General features: G+C 70.8%; 18 protein-coding genes and 5 tRNA genes. 12 read left to right on the top strand and 11 right to left on the bottom strand.

The genetic code is table 11. The annotated features are described in order from the left end of the window. Nucleotides 1-29: 29 nt before the first annotated feature. Entirely contained in the window at nucleotides 30-3,872 is a 3,843-nt protein-coding gene (cobT, locus tag ABZ348_RS27055; RefSeq protein WP_358937312.1) for a nicotinate-nucleotide--dimethylbenzimidazole phosphoribosyltransferase, read from the top strand. A gap of 120 nt (nucleotides 3,873-3,992) precedes the next feature. Here the strand turns inward: cobT and ABZ348_RS27050 are convergent, their stop codons facing one another. The 3 genes from ABZ348_RS27050 to ABZ348_RS27040 all read right to left on the bottom strand — a co-directional run bounded on the left by ABZ348_RS27050 (nucleotide 3,993) and on the right by ABZ348_RS27040 (nucleotide 7,500). After that, nucleotides 3,993-6,407, bottom strand: coding sequence for an excinuclease ABC subunit UvrA (locus ABZ348_RS27050; RefSeq protein WP_358937310.1), 2,415 nt, complete (start codon nucleotides 6,405-6,407; stop codon nucleotides 3,993-3,995). Between the two features lie 228 nt (nucleotides 6,408-6,635). After that, on the bottom strand, nucleotides 6,636-7,052 hold the full coding sequence (locus ABZ348_RS27045; RefSeq protein WP_358937308.1) for a VOC family protein: 417 nt from the start codon (nucleotides 7,050-7,052) through the stop codon (nucleotides 6,636-6,638). Nucleotides 7,053-7,062: 10 nt separating this feature from the next. Then, a complete protein-coding gene (locus ABZ348_RS27040) occupies nucleotides 7,063-7,500 on the bottom strand; it encodes a helix-turn-helix transcriptional regulator (protein ID WP_358937306.1) in 438 nt (145 codons plus the stop codon). Nucleotides 7,501-7,708: 208 nt separating this feature from the next. Here ABZ348_RS27040 and cobA point away from each other — a divergent pair, with 208 nt between their 5' ends. Both cobA and ABZ348_RS27030 read left to right on the top strand, forming a co-directional pair. Next, on the top strand, nucleotides 7,709-8,944 hold the full coding sequence (cobA, locus tag ABZ348_RS27035; protein WP_358937304.1) for a uroporphyrinogen-III C-methyltransferase: 1,236 nt from the start codon (nucleotides 7,709-7,711) through the stop codon (nucleotides 8,942-8,944). A gap of 45 nt (nucleotides 8,945-8,989) precedes the next feature. Continuing rightward, a complete protein-coding gene (locus ABZ348_RS27030; RefSeq protein ID WP_358937302.1) occupies nucleotides 8,990-9,808 on the top strand; it encodes an RNA methyltransferase in 819 nt (272 codons plus the stop codon). Between the two features lie 22 nt (nucleotides 9,809-9,830). Here ABZ348_RS27030 and ABZ348_RS27025 read toward each other — a convergent pair whose 3' ends face one another. Then, the gene (locus ABZ348_RS27025; RefSeq protein ID WP_358937300.1) at nucleotides 9,831-11,006 is read right to left on the bottom strand and encodes a serine/threonine-protein kinase; all 1,176 of its coding nucleotides are present in this window, start codon (nucleotides 11,004-11,006) and stop codon (nucleotides 9,831-9,833) included. A 340-nt stretch (nucleotides 11,007-11,346) separates the two neighbouring features. Between ABZ348_RS27025 and ABZ348_RS27020 the strand changes: the two genes are divergently transcribed. The 4 genes from ABZ348_RS27020 (at nucleotide 11,347) to ABZ348_RS27005 (ending at nucleotide 13,565) form a co-directional block, all read left to right on the top strand. Next, nucleotides 11,347-11,637, top strand: a complete 291-nt coding sequence (locus ABZ348_RS27020) for a hypothetical protein (RefSeq protein WP_358937298.1) — start codon at nucleotides 11,347-11,349, stop codon at nucleotides 11,635-11,637. Between the two features lie 155 nt (nucleotides 11,638-11,792). Then, a complete protein-coding gene (locus tag ABZ348_RS27015; RefSeq protein ID WP_358937296.1) occupies nucleotides 11,793-11,999 on the top strand; it encodes a hypothetical protein in 207 nt (68 codons plus the stop codon). 192 nt (nucleotides 12,000-12,191) lie between these two features. Further along, nucleotides 12,192-13,226 carry an aminoglycoside phosphotransferase family protein gene (locus ABZ348_RS27010; protein WP_358937294.1) on the top strand — a complete coding sequence of 345 codons (1,035 nt, stop codon included), beginning with the start codon at nucleotides 12,192-12,194 and terminating at the stop codon, nucleotides 13,224-13,226. Nucleotides 13,227-13,289: 63 nt separating this feature from the next. Next, on the top strand, nucleotides 13,290-13,565 hold the full coding sequence (locus ABZ348_RS27005; RefSeq protein ID WP_358937292.1) for a zf-TFIIB domain-containing protein: 276 nt from the start codon (nucleotides 13,290-13,292) through the stop codon (nucleotides 13,563-13,565). A 173-nt stretch (nucleotides 13,566-13,738) separates the two neighbouring features. Here the strand turns inward: ABZ348_RS27005 and ABZ348_RS27000 are convergent. The 5 genes from ABZ348_RS27000 to ABZ348_RS26980 all read right to left on the bottom strand — a co-directional run bounded on the left by ABZ348_RS27000 (nucleotide 13,739) and on the right by ABZ348_RS26980 (nucleotide 14,191). Next, a tRNA-Val gene (locus ABZ348_RS27000) sits at nucleotides 13,739-13,813 on the bottom strand. A gap of 28 nt (nucleotides 13,814-13,841) precedes the next feature. Then, nucleotides 13,842-13,913 (bottom strand) — tRNA-Val (locus tag ABZ348_RS26995). Nucleotides 13,914-13,934: 21 nt separating this feature from the next. Next, nucleotides 13,935-14,006 (bottom strand) — tRNA-Val (locus ABZ348_RS26990). Between the two features lies 1 nt (nucleotide 14,007). Continuing rightward, a tRNA-Cys gene (locus ABZ348_RS26985) sits at nucleotides 14,008-14,081 on the bottom strand. Nucleotides 14,082-14,118: 37 nt separating this feature from the next. Then, nucleotides 14,119-14,191 (bottom strand) — tRNA-Gly (locus ABZ348_RS26980). 186 nt (nucleotides 14,192-14,377) lie between these two features. Here ABZ348_RS26980 and ABZ348_RS26975 point away from each other — a divergent pair. The 3 genes from ABZ348_RS26975 to ABZ348_RS26965 are packed head-to-tail and all read left to right on the top strand — an operon-like array spanning nucleotide 14,378 to nucleotide 17,191. Then, nucleotides 14,378-15,433, top strand: coding sequence for a chorismate-binding protein (locus ABZ348_RS26975; protein ID WP_358937290.1), 1,056 nt, complete (start codon nucleotides 14,378-14,380; stop codon nucleotides 15,431-15,433). A 22-nt stretch (nucleotides 15,434-15,455) separates the two neighbouring features. Further along, nucleotides 15,456-16,295, top strand: a complete 840-nt coding sequence (locus tag ABZ348_RS26970) for an aminodeoxychorismate lyase (protein ID WP_358937288.1) — start codon at nucleotides 15,456-15,458, stop codon at nucleotides 16,293-16,295. A gap of 56 nt (nucleotides 16,296-16,351) precedes the next feature. Next, nucleotides 16,352-17,191, top strand: coding sequence for a GNAT family N-acetyltransferase (locus ABZ348_RS26965; RefSeq protein WP_358937286.1), 840 nt, complete (start codon nucleotides 16,352-16,354; stop codon nucleotides 17,189-17,191). Between the two features lie 85 nt (nucleotides 17,192-17,276). Here ABZ348_RS26965 and ABZ348_RS26960 read toward each other — a convergent pair whose 3' ends face one another. Continuing rightward, the gene (locus ABZ348_RS26960; protein WP_358937284.1) at nucleotides 17,277-17,795 is read right to left on the bottom strand and encodes a DsbA family protein; all 519 of its coding nucleotides are present in this window, start codon (nucleotides 17,793-17,795) and stop codon (nucleotides 17,277-17,279) included. 235 nt (nucleotides 17,796-18,030) lie between these two features. On the opposite strand from ABZ348_RS26960, the gene ABZ348_RS26955 reads away from it, so the two are divergent. Both ABZ348_RS26955 and ABZ348_RS26950 read left to right on the top strand, forming a co-directional pair. Next, complete coding sequence (locus tag ABZ348_RS26955; protein WP_358937283.1) at nucleotides 18,031-18,474, top strand: hypothetical protein; 444 nt, start codon at nucleotides 18,031-18,033, stop codon at nucleotides 18,472-18,474. Between the two features lie 141 nt (nucleotides 18,475-18,615). Beyond that, on the top strand, nucleotides 18,616-18,807 hold the full coding sequence (locus ABZ348_RS26950; protein WP_358937501.1) for a hypothetical protein: 192 nt from the start codon (nucleotides 18,616-18,618) through the stop codon (nucleotides 18,805-18,807). Between the two features lie 12 nt (nucleotides 18,808-18,819). On the opposite strand, the gene ABZ348_RS26945 is transcribed toward ABZ348_RS26950, so the two are convergent. Then, nucleotides 18,820-19,377, bottom strand: coding sequence for a CGNR zinc finger domain-containing protein (locus tag ABZ348_RS26945; protein WP_358937281.1), 558 nt, complete (start codon nucleotides 19,375-19,377; stop codon nucleotides 18,820-18,822). Nucleotides 19,378-19,548 lie beyond the last annotated feature (171 nt).

Genomic DNA, 19,548 nt, shown 5'->3' with positions numbered 1-19,548 from the left:
GGATCACAATCGATGGGCGAGGGGTACGCATGACTGACACCGGCCAGATCCCAGGTGAGGGACTGCCGGAGAACGCAGGCGTGGTGGAGCAGCAGCCGGGCAACCCCGGCCCCGGTGCGTACACCTTCCTGGACCCCTCCGAGCACGCTCCCGAGGAAGACGATCTGCTGCTGATGCCAGGTGCCCAGGGCGCGTGGAGCGACCCTTCCCAAACGCTCCAGCAGCCGGCGCACGCCTTGCAGACGGCCCCCTCCGGGCCCGCCGTCGCGCTGGCCCAGCAGCCTTCCGCGCCACAGGTCCCCGAGCAGTACACTCCGGCGCCCCCGATCCCGCCCCAACTCCAGGTCCAGGTTCGGGGGGTGGACCCCGCCTCCGTGCAGGCCGAGCCGGCAGCAGACGAGCAGTCGGGCGGCGCTCCGCAGACGCCGATGGGTCCCGAGTTCGCCGCACCGACGGATCCGGATGCTCCCGAACCGGCGCCCGCGCAGGGTGCCGAGGCGGCAGGGGCGGTGGGTGAGGGGTCGGCCCAGTCGGTGCAGGCTCCGAGCGGGCCGATGGACCTCGGTGCTCCGGACTCGGTCGCTCCACTTCCGGGCATACAGCAGGGCGTGCAGCCGGGCGGCGCGCTGCCCACGGCCGGACAGTCAGCCGGCGGTCCGGCGCCATCCCCCGAGGCCGCCGAAGCGAACGCTCCCGTTCCGCTGGCGCCCGTGACATCCGGCCTCACCCCGCCCACCGCTCCGCGCCCGTTGCACATGGGACCCCCGCTGGCCGCGGACTCATCGGCCGGAGTGGTCCGCTCGCTCGCCGATCGCGGGCCGGCCGAGACGCCTCCGCACCCGTTGACCGTGCAGAACCTCACCGTCCCGCCGACGACCGCGGGTCCCGAGTACCTGGACGTACCGGATCTGTCGGGTCCGCAGCTCGCGGAGATCCCGCCGCAGGCCGGGGCGCCGTGGGACCCGCAGCCTCCGCAGCCCGAGCCGACCGCGGCCGTGGCAGCAGAAACGGTCGTCCCCCCGGCCCCGGAGACGCCCGCCGGAGATGTTTCCGCGCCCGTCGTCGACGAGGCGCAGGAGACCGCGCCCGCCGAACAGGCCGCAGAAGCGCAGCCGCAATCCGAGACGTCCGAGGGCTCCCGGCCGGAAACCGCCACGGTCGCCGACCAGTCCGAGGCGGGAACTGCTCAGCCCGAGCAGCCCCAGCCGCCCGAGCAGCCCCAGCAGCCCCAGCAGCCCGAGGTCGGGGAGGTCGCCGCCGAAGCCGTCGCGCCCCAGCCCGAGCCGGTCGCGACCGACGAACCGGCTGAGCAGCCGGATCCCACCGAACAGACTGCGCCGACCGAGCAGACTGGGTCAGCTGAGCAGACTGGGTCGGCTGAGCAGTCGGCCGAATCCGAGGCGGAAGCCGCGCAGGTCGAGCAGACAGGCTCCGTCGAGCAACCCGCCTCGGACGCCCAGCCGGTCGAGCCCTCCGCGGCGGATACGGACGCTCCCGCCCCCGACACCCCTGCCCCTGGTGAAGCGGCTGAGGCCGTCGATGGCCCCGCGGTTGCCGAACCCGGCTCCGAGACCCCCGTCCAGCCGGCAGCAGAGGCGGAGCCGCAGACGGCATCCGTTCCGCCGACGGAGCCCGAGGCATCCACGGCCCCGGTCACCCCGGCCGATGCACCCACGGCCGTGCCCACCACCGATGAGGCCGACACCGCTGCGGAAGCCGCTGCCCCGGAAGCGGTGCCCGCCCCGGTCCAGTCCGCCGAGGCCGAGACGCATCCCGCAGCCGAAGCACCGGGCGCCGAGCCCGTGGCCGAGGAAGCGCCCACGGCCGAAGCCGTCCCGCAGCAGGCCCCCGCGGAGCCTGCGGCGGCCGTCCCGCAGCAGGCACCCGCCGAAGCCACCCCCGCACCGCACGACGAACCGGCGGTGACGGAACCCGAGGTCGCAGCCGAAGGGCAACAGCCCGCAGCCGAAGTGCAGGCGCCCGCCGATGCCGAGCCGAGTGCTGAAGCAGCCCCGGGCGCCGGAGCCGATTCGAGCCCCGACGCCGATTCGAGCCCCGAGGCCGCGGCGCCCGTGTCGGCCACCGCCGATGCGGAGGCGCCCGAGGCCGCTGAGACGCCGACGGCCGAAGGGCCCAAGAACCCGCCGGCACCCGCGTACGACGACGCGGAGCGCGAAGCCGTCCTGCGCGTGATGCGCGACCGCCGCGACATCCGCAACGGCTTCCGCAGCGACCCCATCCCGCACGAGGTCCTCATCCGGGTCCTTGAGGCCGCCCACACCGCGCCCAGCGTCGGCCACTCGCAGCCGTGGGACTTCGTCGTGATCCGCTCGGCCGAGACCCGCGGCACCATGCACGAACTCGCCGAGCGCCAACGCGACACCTACGCCAAGTCGCTGCCCAAGGGGCGGGCCAAGCAGTTCAAGGAACTGAAGATAGAGGCCATCCTCGAAACCCCCGTCAACATCGTCGTCACCGCGGACCCGACCCGTGGCGGTCGGCACACCCTCGGCCGCCACAGCCAACCCCAAATGGCCCCCTACTCCTCCGCGCTCGCCGTGGAGAACCTCTGGCTCGCCGCGCGCGCCGAGGGCCTCGGGGTCGGCTGGGTGAGCTTCTTCGACGAGCGCGAGATGGTGCGGACCCTCGGACTGCCCGAGCACCTGGAGGTCGTGGCCTATCTGTGCGTCGGCTACGTCGACGAGTTCCCGGAGGAGCCCGAGTTGATGCAGTCGGGCTGGTCCCAGCGCCGACCGCTCTCCTGGGTCGTCCACGAGGAGACCTACGGCCGTCGCGCCCTGCCCGGCGAGGAGCCCCACGGCCTCCTCCAGGAGACCGTCACCAATATCCGCCCCCTGGACGCCAAGGCACTCGGCGAGGCGTGGGAACGCCAGAAGCGGATGACCAAGCCCGCAGGCGCCCTCGGCATGTTGGAGATCATCTCCGCCCAGCTGAGCGGACTCTCGCGGATGTGCCCGCCGCCCATCCCTGAGCCCGCTGCCGTCGCCGTCTTCGCGGGCGACCACGGTGTGCATGCCCAAGGCGTCACGGCCTGGCCGCAGGAGGTCACCGCGCAGATGGTGGCCAACTTCCTCGGCGGGGGCGCGGTCTGCAACGCCTTCGCCACCCAGGTCGGGGCCGAGGTCTGCGTGATCGACGTCGGAGTCGCCGCCGACCTCCCCACCACCCCCGGACTGCTGCCCCGCAAGGTCCGTGCCGGCACCGCCGACTTCACCGCGGGTCCCGCGCTCACCCGCGACGAAGTGCTCGCCGCCGTCGAGGTGGGCATCGAGACCGCCCGCGACCTCGTCGCCGCGGGGAACAAGGCGCTGCTCACCGGTGAGATGGGCATCGCCAACACCACCGTCTCGGCAGCGCTGATCTGCGTCTACACCGGTCTCGACCCGGCGGAGATCACCGGCCGCGGCACCGGCATCAACGACGAGATGCACGCACGCAAGGTCGATGTCGTCCGGCGCGCCCTGGAACTCCACGCCCCCGACCCGGCCGACCCGATCGGCGTGCTCGCGGCCGTCGGCGGACTGGAGCACGCGGCCCTCGTCGGACTGATCCTCGGCGGTGCATCCCTGCGCACCCCGGTCCTGCTAGACGGAGTGTCGGCGGGGGCCGCGGCCCTGGTCGCCCGGGCGATCGCCCCCGAGGCGCTGGCCGCCTGCATCGCAGGTCACCGCAGCGCCGAGCCGGGCCACGTGGCCGCGCTCAACAAGCTGGGACTGCGCCCGCTGGTCGACCTGGACCTCCGTCTGGGCGAAGGCACCGGGGCACTCCTCGCCCTGCCGGTGGTGCAGAGCGCGGCCCGGGCGATGCACGAGGTCGCCACCTTCGACGCCGCCGGAGTCACCGAGAAGTAGCCCCGGATCGAACGACCGGGGAAGCTCCCCTGCCCGTTGACACGGGCGAACAGCGGGAAGGGCCGGCCACCGCGAACCATCCGGGGCCGGCCCTTCGCGCTGCGTCCCTCGCCGAGGAGATCAGGCGCCGACGTACTCCGCGAGGTGCTCGCCGGTGAGGGTGGAGCGGGCCGTGACGAGATCGGCCGGCGTGCCCTCGAAGACGACCCGGCCACCGTCGTGGCCGGCGCCGGGGCCGAGGTCGATGATCCAGTCCGCGTGCGCCATGACCGCCTGGTGGTGCTCGACGACGATGACCGACTTGCCCGAGTCGACGAGCCGGTCCAACAGCCCCAACAACTGCTCGACGTCGGCCAGGTGAAGGCCCGTGGTCGGCTCGTCGAGGACGTAGACGACCCGGTCGCCGGCCTTGTTCCCCAGATGGGTGGCCAGCTTGAGCCGCTGCCGCTCGCCGCCGGACAGGGTGGTGAGCGGCTGGCCGAGGCTGAGGTAGCCGAGCCCGACGTCGACGAGGCGGCTCAGGACCCTGTGTGCGGCCGGTGTGCTCGCCTCGCCTGAACCGAAGAACTCCTCGGCCTCCGCCACCGACATCGCCAACACCTCGCTGATGTCGCGCCCGCCGAGGTGGTACTCCAGGACCGACGCCTGGAACCGCTTCCCCTCGCACTCCTCGCAGACGGTGGCCACGCCGGCCATCATCGCCAGATCGGTGTAGATGACCCCGGCACCGTTGCAGTTGGGGCAGGCACCCTCCGAGTTGGCGCTGAACAGCGCCGGCTTCACCCCGTTGACCTTGGCGAACGCCTTGCGGATCGGCTCCAACAGCCCGGTGTACGTTGCCGGGTTGCTGCGCCGGGAGCCACGGATGGGGCTCTGGTCGACGGAGATCACGCTCTCGCCGGCGGCTCCCGCCTGCCGGGGCAGCGAGCCGTGGACGAGCGAGCTCTTGCCGGAGCCGGCGACACCGGTGACGACGGTGAGCACCCCGAGCGGAACGTCGACGTCGACGTTCCGCAGATTGTGCGTCGTCGCACCGCGGACCTCCAGCGCCCCGGTGGGCTTGCGCACGGTCTCCTTGAGCGTGGCTCGGTCGTCGAAGTGCCGACCGGTGATGGTTCCGCCCGCCCGCAGCCCTTCGACGGTGCCCTCGAAGCAGACGGTGCCGCCCTCCGTCCCCGCGCCCGGGCCGAGGTCGACGACATGGTCGGCGATCGTGATCGTCTCCGGCTTGTGCTCCACGACGAGCACCGTGTTGCCCTTGTTCCGCAGCCGCAGCAGCAGGCCGTTCATCCGCTGGATGTCATGGGGGTGCAGCCCGATGGTGGGCTCGTCGAAGACGTAGGTCACGTCGGTGAGGGACGAGCCGAGATGACGGATCATCTTGACGCGCTGCGCTTCGCCGCCGGACAGCGTGCCCGACGCCCGGTCGAGCGCGAGATAGCCGAGCCCGATCTCCACGAACGAGTCGAGGGTCTGCTGGAGCGCGGTGAGCAGTGGTGCCACCGAAGGCTCGTGGAGGCCGCGGACCCATTCGGCCAGATCCCTGATCTCCATCGCACAGGCGTCGGCGATGCTGATCCTCTTGATCTTCGAGGATCGGGCCGCCTCGCTGAGCCGGGTGCCGTCGCAGTCGGGACAGGTGGTGAAGGTGACAGCCCGGTCCACGAACTCCCTGATGTGCGGCTGCATCGCCTCCCGGTCCTTGGAGAGGAAAGACTTCTGGATCTTGGGGATCAGCCCCTCGTAGGTGAGGTTGACGCCGTTGACCTTCACCTTCGTCGGTTCGTGATACAGGAAGTCCTGCATCTCCTTCTTGGTGAACCGGCGGATCGGCTTGTCCGGGTCGAGGAATCCCGACTGGGCGTAGACCCCGACGGTCCACACGTTGTCCGACTTCCAGCCGGGGATGGTGAACGCACCCTCCGCGATCGATTTGGAGTCGTCGTAGAGCTGGCTGAGGTCGATGTCGGAGACCGCCCCCCGGCCCTCGCAGCGCGGACACATGCCGCCGGTGCGGTTGAACGTCGCCTTCACCGTCTTCTTGGCACCGCGTTCGACGGTGATCGCACCGCTGGCCCGGACCGAGGCGACATTGAAGGCGTACGCGCTGGGGGAGCCGATGTGGGGCTTGCCGAGTCGGCTGAAGAGGATCCGCAGCATCGCGTTGGCATCGGTGGCGGTGCCGACGGTGGAGCGGGGATCGGCCCCCATCCGCTGCTGGTCGACGATGATCGCCGTCGTCAGCCCGTCGAGCACGTCGACCTCGGGCCGCGCCAACGTCGGCATGAAGCCCTGGACGAAGGTGCTGTAGGTCTCGTTGATCAGCCGTTGTGACTCCGCGGCGATCGTGCCGAACACCAGCGAGCTCTTGCCCGAGCCGGAGACACCGGTGAACACCGTCAGCCGGCGCTTGGGGATCTCGATGCTGACGTCCTTGAGGTTGTTCACGCGTGCCCCGTGCACACGGATCAGATCGTGGTCGTCGGCCTCGTGCTGCACAGGCGACTGCGCATCCGTCCGCTGGGCCTTGCTCATCGTCTCTCCATCTGTCGGCGGGCCATCCGCGGGCGGGCCGCCTTCGCGGTCCCCGTCGACGTCGCCTGGTTCGATCCGTTCGGCTTCGAGCCGTCCGTACTGGTCTTCCATGATGTACGCCCCGGACGGGGAACAACGCCTTCGGGGCACTCCCGAGACCCCCTGCCGGAGGTGTGGGAGCGCCCCGAGTTCCGGGGCCTCATCGGTGTCGCCGCCCGTGGGCGGACCTCACGCCTTGCGGCGCTCGGTGAAGCGCAGCATGTTGCCCGCCGGATCGCGGAAGGCGCAGTCGCGGACCCCGTACGGCTGGTCGATCGGCTCCTGCAACACCTCCCCGCCGGCGGCCCTGATCTGCTCGAAGGTGGCGTCGCAGTCGTCGGTGGAGAAGATCACGCCGCGCAACATGCCCTTGGCCAGCAGCTCCGCCATGGCCTGCCGGTCCGCGGCCGATGCGTTGGGGTCGGCCAGCGGCGGTTCGAGAACGATCTCCACGTCCGGCTGCGACGGTGAGCCGACGGTCACCCAACGCATCCCCTCGAACGCGACGTCGTTGCGTATTTCCAGGCCGAGGGCGTCCCGGTAGAAAGCGAGCGCCTTGTCATGATCGTCGACGGCGATGAAGCACTGTGAGAGCTTGATGTCCATGCCGTCGACGCTACGACGCGGCAGCGGATTCCGCTTCTTCGATCCTGATCGGTTCGCCGTTCCTGACCGGCCGGGTGCGGACCTTGGCGACACATGCAGGGATCGCAGCCCCCGCCTCGTGGCGGCGGGCCCGGTAGGCGCTCGGGCTCTCCCCGACCAGTTCGGTGAAGCGCGAACTGAACGACCCGAGCGAGGTGCATCCCACCGCGAAGCAGACGTCCGTCACGCTCAGGTCCCCGCGCCGCAGCAGCGCCTTCGCCCGCTCCACCCGGCGGGTCATCAGATAGCTGTAGGGCGTCTCCCCGAAGGCGGCCCGGAAGCTGCGGGAGAAGTGTCCGGGTGACATGAGGGCGACCGCGGCCAGTGCCGGAACGTTCAACGGTTGCGCGTAGTCGCGGTCCATCACGTCCCGGGCGCGTCGCAGCCGTACCAGGTCTTCCAGGATCATGTGCACCAGCATCGCACGGCACGTGCAGGTCCCCGCCGTCCCTCGAACCCGCCCACGACCACCCCTCCGCCTTCAACGGCCCGCCCCGATGCGCGCGACGCCCGGCACCGTAAGGTGTCCGCAACGCACTACCCCCTCCCCACCAGCCGCTTCACCGACGCAGCGGGCCGGCACCCGCACCCGTACCGCCCGAGGAGCCTCCATCGCCATGGCCGAGCAAGCCCACGCGCCCGAACACCCCGCCTATCCCGTCGGTCTGCGTCTCGCCGGGCGTCGCGTCGTCGTCGTCGGCGGCGGCCAGGTGGCACAGCGTCGGCTCCCCGCCCTGATCGCGGCCGGCGCGGACGTCGTCCTCGTCTCCCCCTCCGCGACCGCATCCGTCGAAGCCATGGCGGCGGCCGGCGAAATCCGCTGGGAGCAGCGCCGGTACGCGGACGGAGACCTCGCCGAAGCCTGGTACGTGCTCGTCGCCACCGCCGACTCCACCGCCAACGACCAGGTCTCAGCGGAGGCCGAACGCCGCCGGATCTGGTGCGTGCGCTCCGACGACGCCACCGCGGCCACCGCCTGGACCCCCGCGACGGGACGCTCGGACGGCCTCACCGTCGCCGTCCTCACCGGCCGTGACCCGCGCCGCTCCGCCGCCGTGCGGGACGCCATCGTCGAGGGACTGCGGGACGGCACCCTCGCCGCACGCCACCACCGTACGAAGACCCCCGGGGTCGCACTCGTGGGCGGCGGCCCCGGCGACCCGGACCTCATCACCGTGCGCGGCCGTCGTCTCCTCGCCGAGGCCGACGTGGTCATCGCCGACCGGCTCGGCCCCCGCGACCTCCTCGACGAACTCCCTCCGCACGTGGAGGTCATCGACGCCGCCAAGATCCCGTACGGCCGTTTCATGGCGCAGGAGGCCATCAACAACGCCCTGATCGAGCACGCCAAGGCCGGCAAGGCCGTCGTGCGCCTCAAGGGCGGCGACCCCTTCGTCTTCGGCCGGGGCATGGAAGAGGCCGAGGCGCTGGCCGCCGAAGGCATCCCCTGCACCGTCGTGCCCGGTATCTCCAGCTCGATCAGCGTCCCCGGCGCCGCCGGCATCCCGGTCACCCACCGGGGAGTCGCCCATGAGTTCACCGTCGTCAGCGGACACGTCGCACCCGACGACGAACGCTCCCTGGTCGACTGGACCGCCCTGGCCCGGCTCCGCGGAACCCTCGTCGTCCTGATGGGCGTCGACAAGATCGGGGCGATCGCACGGACCCTCATCGCCGGTGGCCGCGACCCCCACACCCCCGTGGCACTGGTCCAGGAGGGCACCACCGCCGCCCAACGCCGGGTGGACGCCACCCTCGCGACCGTGGCGGAGACCGTCGTCGCCGCATCGGTGCGGCCCCCCGCGGTGATCGTCATCGGCGAGGTCGTCGCCGTCGGCAACCCACCCGCCTGACCCCGCCGAGCCGACCACCCCTCCCCGAGAAGGCAGTACGACCCCGTGGCAGAACTGATCACCGTCGAGGACCCCGACGACCCCCGGCTGAGCGACTACACCGATCTCACCGACGTGGAACTACGCCGCCGGCGCGAACCAGCCGAGGGGCTGTTCATCGCCGAGGGCGAGAAGGTCATCAGACGGGCCCAGGACGCCGGTTACCCCATGCGGTCGATGCTGCTGTCGGCGAAGTGGGTGGACACCATGCGGGACGTCATCGACGCGTCCGCCCAACCCGTCTACGTGGTCAGCCCCGACCTCGCCGAACGCGTCACCGGCTACCACGTCCACCGCGGAGCGCTCGCCTCCATGCAGCGCCGGCCGCTGCCCGCCCCCGATGAACTGCTCACCGTGGCCCGACGGGTCGTGGTGATGGAATCGGTCAACGACCACACCAACATCGGCGCCATCTTCCGCAGCGCGGCGGCCCTCGGCATGGACGCGGTGCTCCTGTCGCCCGACTGCGCCGACCCGCTCTACCGGCGTTCCGTCAAGGTGTCCATGGGCGCGGTCTTCTCCGTGCCGTACGCACGGCTCGACGTCTGGCCCGCAGGACTGGAAACCGTACGGCAGGCGGGGTTCCGGCTCCTCGCCCTCACCCCGGACGACGGCGCCACCGCCATCGACGAGGCCGCACCCCACCTGCTGGAACGCGTCGCGCTGATGCTCGGTGCAGAAGGCGACGGACTGTCGCGGCGGGCCCTGGCCGCGGCGGACGAGCGCGTTCGCATCCCCATGGCCCACGGCGTCGACTCGCTCAACGTGGGCGCTGCCGCCGCCGTGGCCTTCTACGCGGTGGCGACCGGTACGCCCCGCCCCTGAGCCACGCCGCAGGCCCGGCGCCCTACAACTGCTGGGCCGCCGCGATCCCCAGGGCGACGATCAGGGTGACCACGCAGAAGACGACGATCCGCTGCCGCAGTAGTCGCGGATTGGCGGGCCGGCGCCCGGTCGACGTCGTCCGCACGCCCGAACGCGGACCGCCTCCCTGCCCGTTCGTCCGGGACCCGCCCCGCGGGGTCTGCGGCCGGGTGCCCCCGGTCCGCGAAGGCTGCGAGCGGGGCCCGGGCCCGCCGGCGGTACGGCGTTCGGGGCGTTCCATCCGTTCGGTCCGATCCGGCCGCCCCGGATACCGCGAGGTGGGACGGTCGGCGTCGATCCGCTCGCGCTGCGGCACCGGCCTGGCCTCCGGCAGCCCCTGGGCCTCACGGGCGGCGATCTCCTTGAGCCGCATCGACAGCTGGAGCGTGCTCGGCCGCTCCTCCGGGTCCTTCGCCAGACACGCCCGCAGCAGCGGTGCGAGGGCATCCGGTACGCCCTGGAGATGCGGCTCCTCGTGCACCACCCGGTAGAGCATGACCTCCGAGCCGCCGTGCCCGAAGGGAGAGTCAGCGGTCGCCGCGTACGCGAGGGTCGCACCCAGTGCGAAGACGTCCGTCGCGGGCGTGACCGCGACCCCGCGCACCTGCTCGGGCGCGAGGAACCCGGGGGAGCCCACGGCGGTGCCCACATGGGTGAGGGTGCTGGCGCCCGTCGCCCAGGCGATGCCGAAGTCGATGATCCGCGGGCCCTTGGGCGAGAGCAGGATGTTGGACGGCTTGAGGTCCCGGTGCACCACGCCCGCTTCGTGCACGGCCACCAGGCCCTCGGCGAGCGCGGAACCGATCGAGGCCACCTCGGCGGCCTGGAGCACACCTTCCTCGGCGACTTTGTCGTGCAGGGAGGGGCCGGGCACGTACTGGGTGGCGAACCACGGCCGGTCTGCCTCAAGGTCGGCAGCCACCAACCGGGCGGTGCAGCCGCCGCGGATCCGTCGGGCGGCCGACACCTCCCGTGCGAAACGCGAGCGGAACTCCTGGTCCTCGGCGAGGTCCGGCCTGATCACCTTGAGCGCGACCCGCTGCCCCCGCCGGTCGGAACCCAGATAGACCACGCCCATGCCGCCGGCGCCCAGCCGCCGGTGCAGTCGGAACGAGCCGACGACACGCGGGTCCTCGCGCCGGAGCCGCATCATCGCCATGTCGGTCCCCTACCTAGAGCGGGTAGAACCCGCTCCTAACTCGCGGTGGGTGACCCACCCGATGCCTCGCGGTGGTCGAGCCCACCCCTACCGAGCGGCGGAGCCGAACCCCGCCCTGTCCAACGGGCGGGATGTCCCACCCTGTTGCCTGACCGTCCAGTTTTTGCCGTGGCACAGCTTACGTACCGCCGCCCCGGTGCGCTCATAGGCCGCGCCCTCGTCGGGTGATGGATTGTCAGTGCTGGATGGGAGACTTGAAAAGAGGTCAGGGGACAGTTGATCCAAGCCCCCTGTCCGATGCGAGATCTCAACGGACCGTCGCAGAAGGGGGATTGGATCGATGAAGGGTGACCGTGTCGAGATAGTGGTGGACGCCGGGGACACCACACGTACGTACGAAGTCGTAGCAAGCCGGGCAGGACGTCGTGTGGAGACGGCCGTCCGTCGGGGGGTGGTCGAAGTGAGCGAAGTCACCCGGAACGGCTCGGTGGTGAGGACGGCCCGCTTCATGGCGGCTCGGGTGCTCGCCCTGGTGGAACAGCCCGTGCCCAGGGAGGACGCTTCGGAGCGTCCCCTCCGGGAAGACCCCAAGGCCGCACGTGCTGTCTCCACCCAGGGGAGTACGTCATAGGTGCTCGGCTCATCCTCCGGGAGGCCAGCCAATGGGTACGCGGGCATGACGTCCAGGCCCCGCCCAATGCCTAGTGTTGAAGTCAAGCGGCGGGTGCAGCACTCGTCCCCCGAGGTCAGACACCCGCCGCTGTCAATGACGAACAGGAGAGGGACATGGCGGACACGGCATCGCGGACCATGATCCGCACGCAGGGACGCAGGGTTTCCAGCGCGTTCGGCGGCCGTCCGTCCGGACAACGCCACCCCTTGGTGGCGACGGCCATGGTCCTTCCCCTGGCAGCACTGCTCGTGGTCGTCTTCGGCGGCTGGGAAGCAGTGGTCACACAAGCGTCGTCCGTGGGCGTGATGCTGGGGCGCTGAACGGCGCCCCGGACCCGGAAGAGCGGTCCGGGTCGGGGACATCCGGCCAAAACCCCGTGGGGACGGGGGTGCGGCGGACGGCAGCGATCGGCCGGTTAGCTGGGGAGCTGACCGGCCATCGCGCTGCCCAAAACCGCTTTGGTCCGGCAGCCGCGTAAGCTCCCCCTGGCCACTGAGGCGATGGGGGAGAACGTGACCACAGCCGTCATCGGCGAGCTCGCCGAGGCCGCTCGCGCCGCCGCCCACTCCGGCGGAGCCGCCCCCGACTGCTCCGGCTGTGCCCGTCCGCCGGAGGTTCTCGCCGACCGAGACGACGGGACCGTCGTACGTCATGGGCCGGCCGTCGCCAAGGCCCATGCGCCGGCCACCGATCTGCTCGGTCACCGTTCGAGGGTCGCTGCTGCCGCGCACCCCCTGCTCCGAGGGATCCTGCTGTCCCCGCTGCCCTCGCTGCCTTCACCCCCGCTGCTCCCGCTGCCTTCACCCGCGCCGCCCTTGCTTGAGCAGCGGGACTCGGGCCGCCTGATCACCGTCTGGCCCTACGGAACCCCCGTCGACCCAGCCGATCCGCAGACCGCGCCGTGGGAGGAGACCGCCGTCCTGCTGGCGCGGCTCCATGCGGTGGAGGCAGCCGACCTGGCCGACCCGCTTCCGCCGATGCGGGGTCCCGCCAAGGTGGCCCGGGCGATGCTGCGGATGCGCGGCGCCGTGGCCCGGGAGCACACCGCCTTCGCCGCCGTGGTGGAACGGGCGTGGTCGGGACTGCCGCCTTGGGCCCGTGGGGAGGCGCCCGCGCCAGCGAGTGCCACGGTCTGCCACGGCGATCTCCATCTGGGGCAACTGGTGCGGCACCCGGCGCCGAGCGGCCCTTGGCTGCTGATCGACGTCGATGACCTCGGCCTGGGCGATCCGGCCTGGGACCTGGCCCGTCCGGCGGCCTGGTTCGCCGCAGGGCTGCTGCCGCCGGAGATCTGGCAGCGGTTCCTGGGCGCCTACTCGGGCGCGCGGGGAGCTGCCCTGATCGAACGGGAGGGCACGGTGGTGGCGGACCCCTGGCCCGTGCTGGACGTGCCGGCCCGGGCGCTGACCGTACAGACCGCCGCGTTGTCCCTGGTGAAGGCGACGGCAGAGCGCCGGGTTCCGGATGAAGTGGACGAGGCGATGATCGACGCATGTGCCCGAATTGCTTCGCTCCCGGCGCAGTTGGAGTCCGCGCGTCCGGCGTAGGCTGCTCTCGTCGCCGGGATCATGCCGGCGGTATGACCGAAAGGCAAGGAGCTGAGCCTCACGATGCAGTGTCCCAAGTGCCATGCAGCGATGCACACCTACAACCGCAACGGCATCCAGATCGAGCAGTGCAGCGGCTGCCGGGGGATATTCCTCGACTACGGCGAGCTTGAGGCGCTGACGCGCCTGGAGTCGCAGTGGACCCAGCCGGCTCCTCCGCCGCCGCCACCGGCGCACGGTGCGCCGCACGCTCCGGCCTGGGGCGCCCCGCAGCACCACGGTGGCCATCACGGGCACCACCGTCAGCGCGGATTCGGCCGGATGCTCTTCTCCTCCTGACGTCCCGGACCTTCCGTACGTCTCGGACGGGCGGGCCGGTCTGCCGGGTGCCGGCGCCCTCCTGGATCGAGCGGCGCCGGACCACGACAACCACGGCGACCACGACAACCGCCGCGACCCCGACGTGATCACGAAAGAACCCCCGGCCCACTGATGCGGCCGGGGGTTCTGACTGGTGCGCGATACTGGGATTGAACCAGTGACCTCTTCCGTGTCAGGGAAGCGCTCTCCCGCTGAGCTAATCGCGCAGATGAGACTGCGTGTGATGCACTTGCGTGCGCGATACTGGGATTGAACCAGTGACCTCTTCCGTGTCAGGGAAGCGCTCTCCCGCTGAGCTAATCGCGCGGGGAATCCAGAAGGATCCAGTGGACGATACTGGGATTGAACCAGTGACCTCTTCCGTGTCAGGGAAGCGCTCTCCCGCTGAGCTAATCGTCCTTGGAGGTGGAGACGGGATTTGAACCCGTGTAGACGGCTTTGCAGGCCGTTGCCTCGCCTCTCGGCCACTCCACCCGGAGTGCTGCGGGGGTCGGGAAGATCCCCCACGTCGAGCGGACGACGAGATTCGAACTCGCGACCCTCACCTTGGCAAGGTGATGCTCTACCAACTGAGCCACGTCCGCTTGTCATTTCCGACCCGATGAAGCGTCGGCGACGTGTTGAACTCTAGCGGATTCCTGAGCCAGCACAAAAACGCGTTTCCGCAGCGTGCTGACTTGTATTCACCCCGCAGTGGTCGGCCGTCACCGGTCCCCGGGACAAGAGTGCCGGTCAGGGGCTCGACCGGCACCGGTCATACACTCGCAAGCGTGCACCACCTCGCTCCGCTGGCCCGCTTCGGCCGACTCATCGCCACCGACCTCAGGGACGTCACCAGTGATCCCGCGGCTTTGGACTCCGCAGGCTTCTGGGCCGTCGCCGCAGACTTCGAGGGTGGCCTGACCTGCGCACGCTTCGGCGAGGTGCGAACCGGACCGGTGCCGTCCGCGACGGCGGGCCGCTGGCGCGGACCTGCGGCGCACCACTGGACGTCCTCGTTGGACCGGGCCGAGTACATCGCGGGCGTACGCCGCATCCGTGAGCACATCGCCGCGGGTGAGGTCTATCAGGCCAATCTCTGTCGGGTTCTGTCCGCGCCGCTCCCCGATCCGGCCGCCGCCGACGTCGACGCGTTGACCGCACTTCTCGCCACGGGCAACCCCGCCCCGTATGCCGGAACGATTCGCCTTCCCGATCACGGGGTGGAGATCGCCACGGCATCACCGGAGCTCTATCTCCGTCGGCAGGGAGAAATCGTGGAATCCGGCCCCATCAAGGGCACCGGGCGCACGGCCGACGACCTCTTGGAGAAGGACCACGCCGAGAACGTGATGATCGTCGACCTGGTCCGCAACGACCTGGGACGCGTGTGCGCCACCGGCACCGTGACCGTGCCGCAACTGTGCGCCGTCGAGTCGCATCCCGGTCTGGTCCACCTCGTGTCGACCGTCCGCGGTGAACTCGGCCCCAAGGAGGGATGGCAAGACCTCCTCGGTGCCACCTTCCCGCCCGGTTCGGTGACCGGCGCCCCCAAGTCGAGCGCGCTGACCATCATCGACGCGCTGGAGACGGCACCCCGCGGGCCCTACTGCGGCGGGATCGGCTGGGTGGACGCCGATCGCGGTACGGGGGAGTTGGCCGTCGGCATACGCACGTTCTGGATCGACCGTACCCAGGGCGGCAGCCACCCCGGCGCCGTGCTGCGCTTCGGCACCGGGGCGGGCATCACCTGGGGCTCCGACCCCGAACGAGAGTGGGCCGAGACCGAACTCAAGGCGGCCCGGCTGCTCGCGATAGCGTCGAGCCCGGACGAACGGGACGAATGAATCCAGTGGAAGGACCAGCGAGATGAAGCTTTGGGTCAACGGTGGATTGCTGGACGCCGACGAGGCCCGGGTGTCGGTGCTCGACCACGGACTGACCGTGGGTGACGGCGTCTTCGAAACCCTGAAGACGGTGCACGGCCAACCCTTCGCGCTCACCCTCCACCTGGAACGCCTCAGCCGCTCCGCCGCCGGGCTCGGACTGCCCGAGCCCGACCACGACGAGGTGCGTCACGCCTGCGCGGCGGTGCTCGCCGCCAACCCCCGGGAGCGGGGACGCCTGCGGATCACCTACACCGGCGGACTCTCCCCCCTCGGCTCCGACCGCGGCACCGCGGCGCCGACCCTGGTGGTCGCCCTCGGCGACAGCAAGCCACCGTCGGTGACGACCGCGGTGATCACCGTCCCGTGGACCCGCAATGAACGCGGAGCGGTCACCGGATTGAAGACCACCTCCTACGCGGAGAACGTGGTCGCCCTCGCCAAGGCAGCCGAGCACGGCGCATCCGAGGCCCTGCTCGCCAACACCGTCGGACAGCTCTGCGAGGGCACGGGCTCCAATGTGTTCGTCGTCGTCGACGGCGAACTGCACACCCCGCCGATCTCCTCCGGCTGCCTCGCGGGCATCACCCGAGCCCTGACCGTCCAGTGGACCGGCGCCCAGGAGACCGACCTCCCGTTCGACGTGCTGGAGCGGGCGGACGAGGTCTTCCTCACCTCCAGCCTGCGTGACGTCCAGGCGGTGCACCGAGTCGACGGACGACGCTTCGACGACTCCCCGGGGCCGGTGACCGCCAAGGCGATACGGGTCTTCGAAGAGCGCGCGGGCGCCGACCCCGATCCGCGCATCGACCGGGTGAGTTGAGGATCGCTCCGTCAAACCCCGTGACGAACGGCCGCGCGGCAGGTACAACACCCCTGATGACCACCACCCTGCGGCCGACCGGGCCGCTTCAGCACGAGGCGGACGGTACGCGGTCACGCGCCTACGAGGTCTGCGTCAACAGCCGCGCCGTCGGGACGATCGAGATCGCCACCTCGGTCTCGCTCGGACCCACGGTCGGCACGATCCGCTCCCTCCACATCGACGGCCCCGACCGCCGGCGCGGCCGGGGCACGGTCGCCGCGCTCGCCGCCGAGGAGGTATTACGGAGTTGGCGCTGCACCCAGATCCAGGTCTCGATCCCTCCGCACGCCGTCGAGGCCGCCCGGCTGGCGACCGCCCTTGGCTATGTCGAACGAAGTCGCAACATGTCCAAGGTCCTCACCGACCGACCTCCCTCCTTGCCGCAGGGGCTGAGCGCCCGTCCCATGACAGCCGACGAGTACGCGCTCTCGTCGCGAACGGGGCTTGAGGAGTACGCACGCAACTGGGCGGATCGCGGATTCTCCCCCCAGGAGGCCCGGGCGAAGGCCGAAGCCGACCTGGCTGCTGCCCTACCCGACGGCCTGGCGACCGCCGGCGTCCGGTTGGAGATCCTCCTCAGCGAGGCTGAGGCCGTCGGACATCTGCATCTGGGCCAGCACGAGGTGCGACCCGGCGAGCACGGCTCCTTCGTCTACGACGTCGAGGTCGTGGACCGATGGCGGGGGAGGGGCTACGGAAGGGCCCTGATGCTGCTCGCTGAAGCGGGGGCCTGGGCCGACGGAACGCGCCTCATCGGACTCCACGTCTTCGCGGGCAACGCCCCGGCCCTCGCCCTCTATGAGTCGCTCGGCTATGAAACGGACACGGTGAACTCGGCGAAACCGCTGCTCTAGGCTCCTCCGCGGGTCCATGTGCGGTGGTCGCATCGGTGACCCGATGCCCGCGCCGCCCTTTGGACGGCGGCGCGGCTCGGGCGCGTTACGCGGATGTCTCGGTGGAGATCAGCCGGGTGGCGATCTCCTCGATGCGCTCCCGCAGCCCTTCCTGGCTCTTGCCGCCGTCGAGCCGCTCCCCGTCGATGACGTAGGTCGGGGTGCCCGTCACCCCGATCGCCTTGCCCTCGGCCTGGTCGGCGTCGACGATCAACAGGTGCCGACCGTCGATGAGCGCGGTGTCGAACTCATCCGCGTCCAGGTCCAGTTCGCGGGCGGTCTGGAGGAGGAAGGCCTCGCCGCCCTTGCTGAGGTCCTCGACCCGGGCCAGGACCGCCTCGTAGAACTCCCCGCCCTTGCCCTGGGCGAACGCCTCTTCGGTGGCCTGGGCGGCGGCGTAGGCATGGCGGTGCTTCTCCAGGGGGAAGTGCCGCAGTCGCACGTCCAGTCGGTCCCCGAAGCGCTCCCGCAGGGCCCGGACGTCGTCCAGGGCGGTCCGGCAGTCGGGACATTCGAGATCGCACCAGAGGTCGAGGACGACGGGGCGGGGTGTGAGATCGCTCATGGGATCAGTCTCGCAGTTCGGAATTTCGGGGGAAACCGGGAGGTCGGGGCGGGGCTCCCGGGCGGGTCCGTCGGTCGGGTACGGGGCCGACCGAGCCCCGACCTGGGGATGATCCCGCCCCGGAGATCCCCCGGAGATCTTCGCCGAGTGGGTTCGAGCCATGGCCTGGGACCCGTCCGTCGGTGCAGGATGGAAGGGACGTAACCACAGATGCCCGCCCCAGCAGGAGGACCGGATGATTGCCGAGACCATATGCTCCGCGGTGTCCGCGGCGGGCCTGGGCATCGCCGCGATCACGGCGTACCGCAAGCGTTTCCTTGCGGCGACCCGTATCGCCGCGTACTCCCTGGTCCCCCTTGCCCTGGTGCTCACCGGCGCTGTCGAGTGGGCCGTCGACACCGCTTTCAGCTTCACCGCCTGGATCGGCTTCGGGCTGTTGGGCGGTGCCTGGCTGTTGCTGATGGCCACACGGGCGGTCGAGCGCCGCTCGGGTACGACGCGCAAGGAGCGCAAGGCCGCCAAGGCGGCACAGCGCGAAGCGGTCGCTCCCGCGGCTGCCGCCCCGTCCCTCGGCTCGGGCGCCCGCCCCTCCGCACGTCCCGCGCCGAAGGCGAAGGGAAGCGCGGCAGCAGATGATTTCAGCGATATCGAGGCGATCTTGAAGAAGCACGGCATCTGATCGTTCCACCGCACGGATTCGGCGACACTGCTCGTGTAACCGCCGGTCAACGGGGGTGCGCAGATACGCCTGACGGGGTTCGGGGTGTCGCTGCGGGCGTTGGGCCGTGGGGTGAACTCCCGCCATGAGCAAGCGTGTTGAGTGATCGCGCGGGTCGGGCTGCGTCATGATCACCCCGAGATGGTCGATACCTCACGGGGGGAAGTCCCCGCATCGGAAGAGCAGCCGCGAGGCTGCCTCTTCGCGCTCTCCCAGCCGCCTTTGATGATCTTCCTGACGGTGATCGGCGTGCTGCTGCTGATGGCCTCGGTGCACGACCTGTTCCTGCTGTGACCCTCCCGCACCTCAGCTGGCCGCCTCCCGCCGGCGCGCGCGGTACGCGGCCACGTGGAGCCGGTTTCCACAGGTGCGGCTGTCGCAGTAGCGGCGTGACCGGTTGCGTGAGAGATCGACGAAGGCGCGTCCGCAGTCCGGTGCCTCACAGTGCCGCAGCCGTTCCTGCTCGCCCGCGACGACGATGAAGGCCAGCGCCATTCCGCCGTCGGCCGCGAGGTGATCGGCGACCGACGCCCCGGGGGCGAAGTAGTGCACGTGCCAGTCGTAGCCGTCGTGATTGGTCAGCTGGGGAGTGGTGCCGGCAGCCGCCACCAGGTCATTGATCAGTTCGGACGCCGACTGGCTCTCGGCGGTGGCGAAGATCTCGGCGAACCTGGCCCGTACGCCCTGGACCGCCTTGAGGTCGCGTGCGTTCAGGATGCCCACATCGCTGATGTCGTGCCCCCGGACGAACTCTTCCAGCGCGGCGACATCAGTGAGCCCGTCGCCCTGTCCGCCGTCCGGTGCGGTGTTCACCAGATCGACGACCATGTCGAGGGCAAACCTGGTGTCGTGGGGGATCAGCACGATTCGCTCCCTGGCCTGCTGCGGGCCGGTGCCCGCCGAATTGCGCTGAACTCTAGCGGTTCGCGTCACAGCAGATCGGCGCCGTCACCGTGCTGGGCCAGCCGGCGGCGGAGGGAAGGCCCGGCAATCGCTCCCGGCACGGATCGCGGCCGTCACCGGCGGCGGCGCGAT

Origin of the sequence: Streptomyces sp. NPDC005963 (assembly GCF_040638655.1) — a bacterium.
In the GTDB taxonomy this organism is placed as follows: domain Bacteria; phylum Actinomycetota; class Actinomycetes; order Streptomycetales; family Streptomycetaceae; genus Streptomyces.
This window is presented reverse-complemented; position numbering and strand designations above follow the sequence as displayed.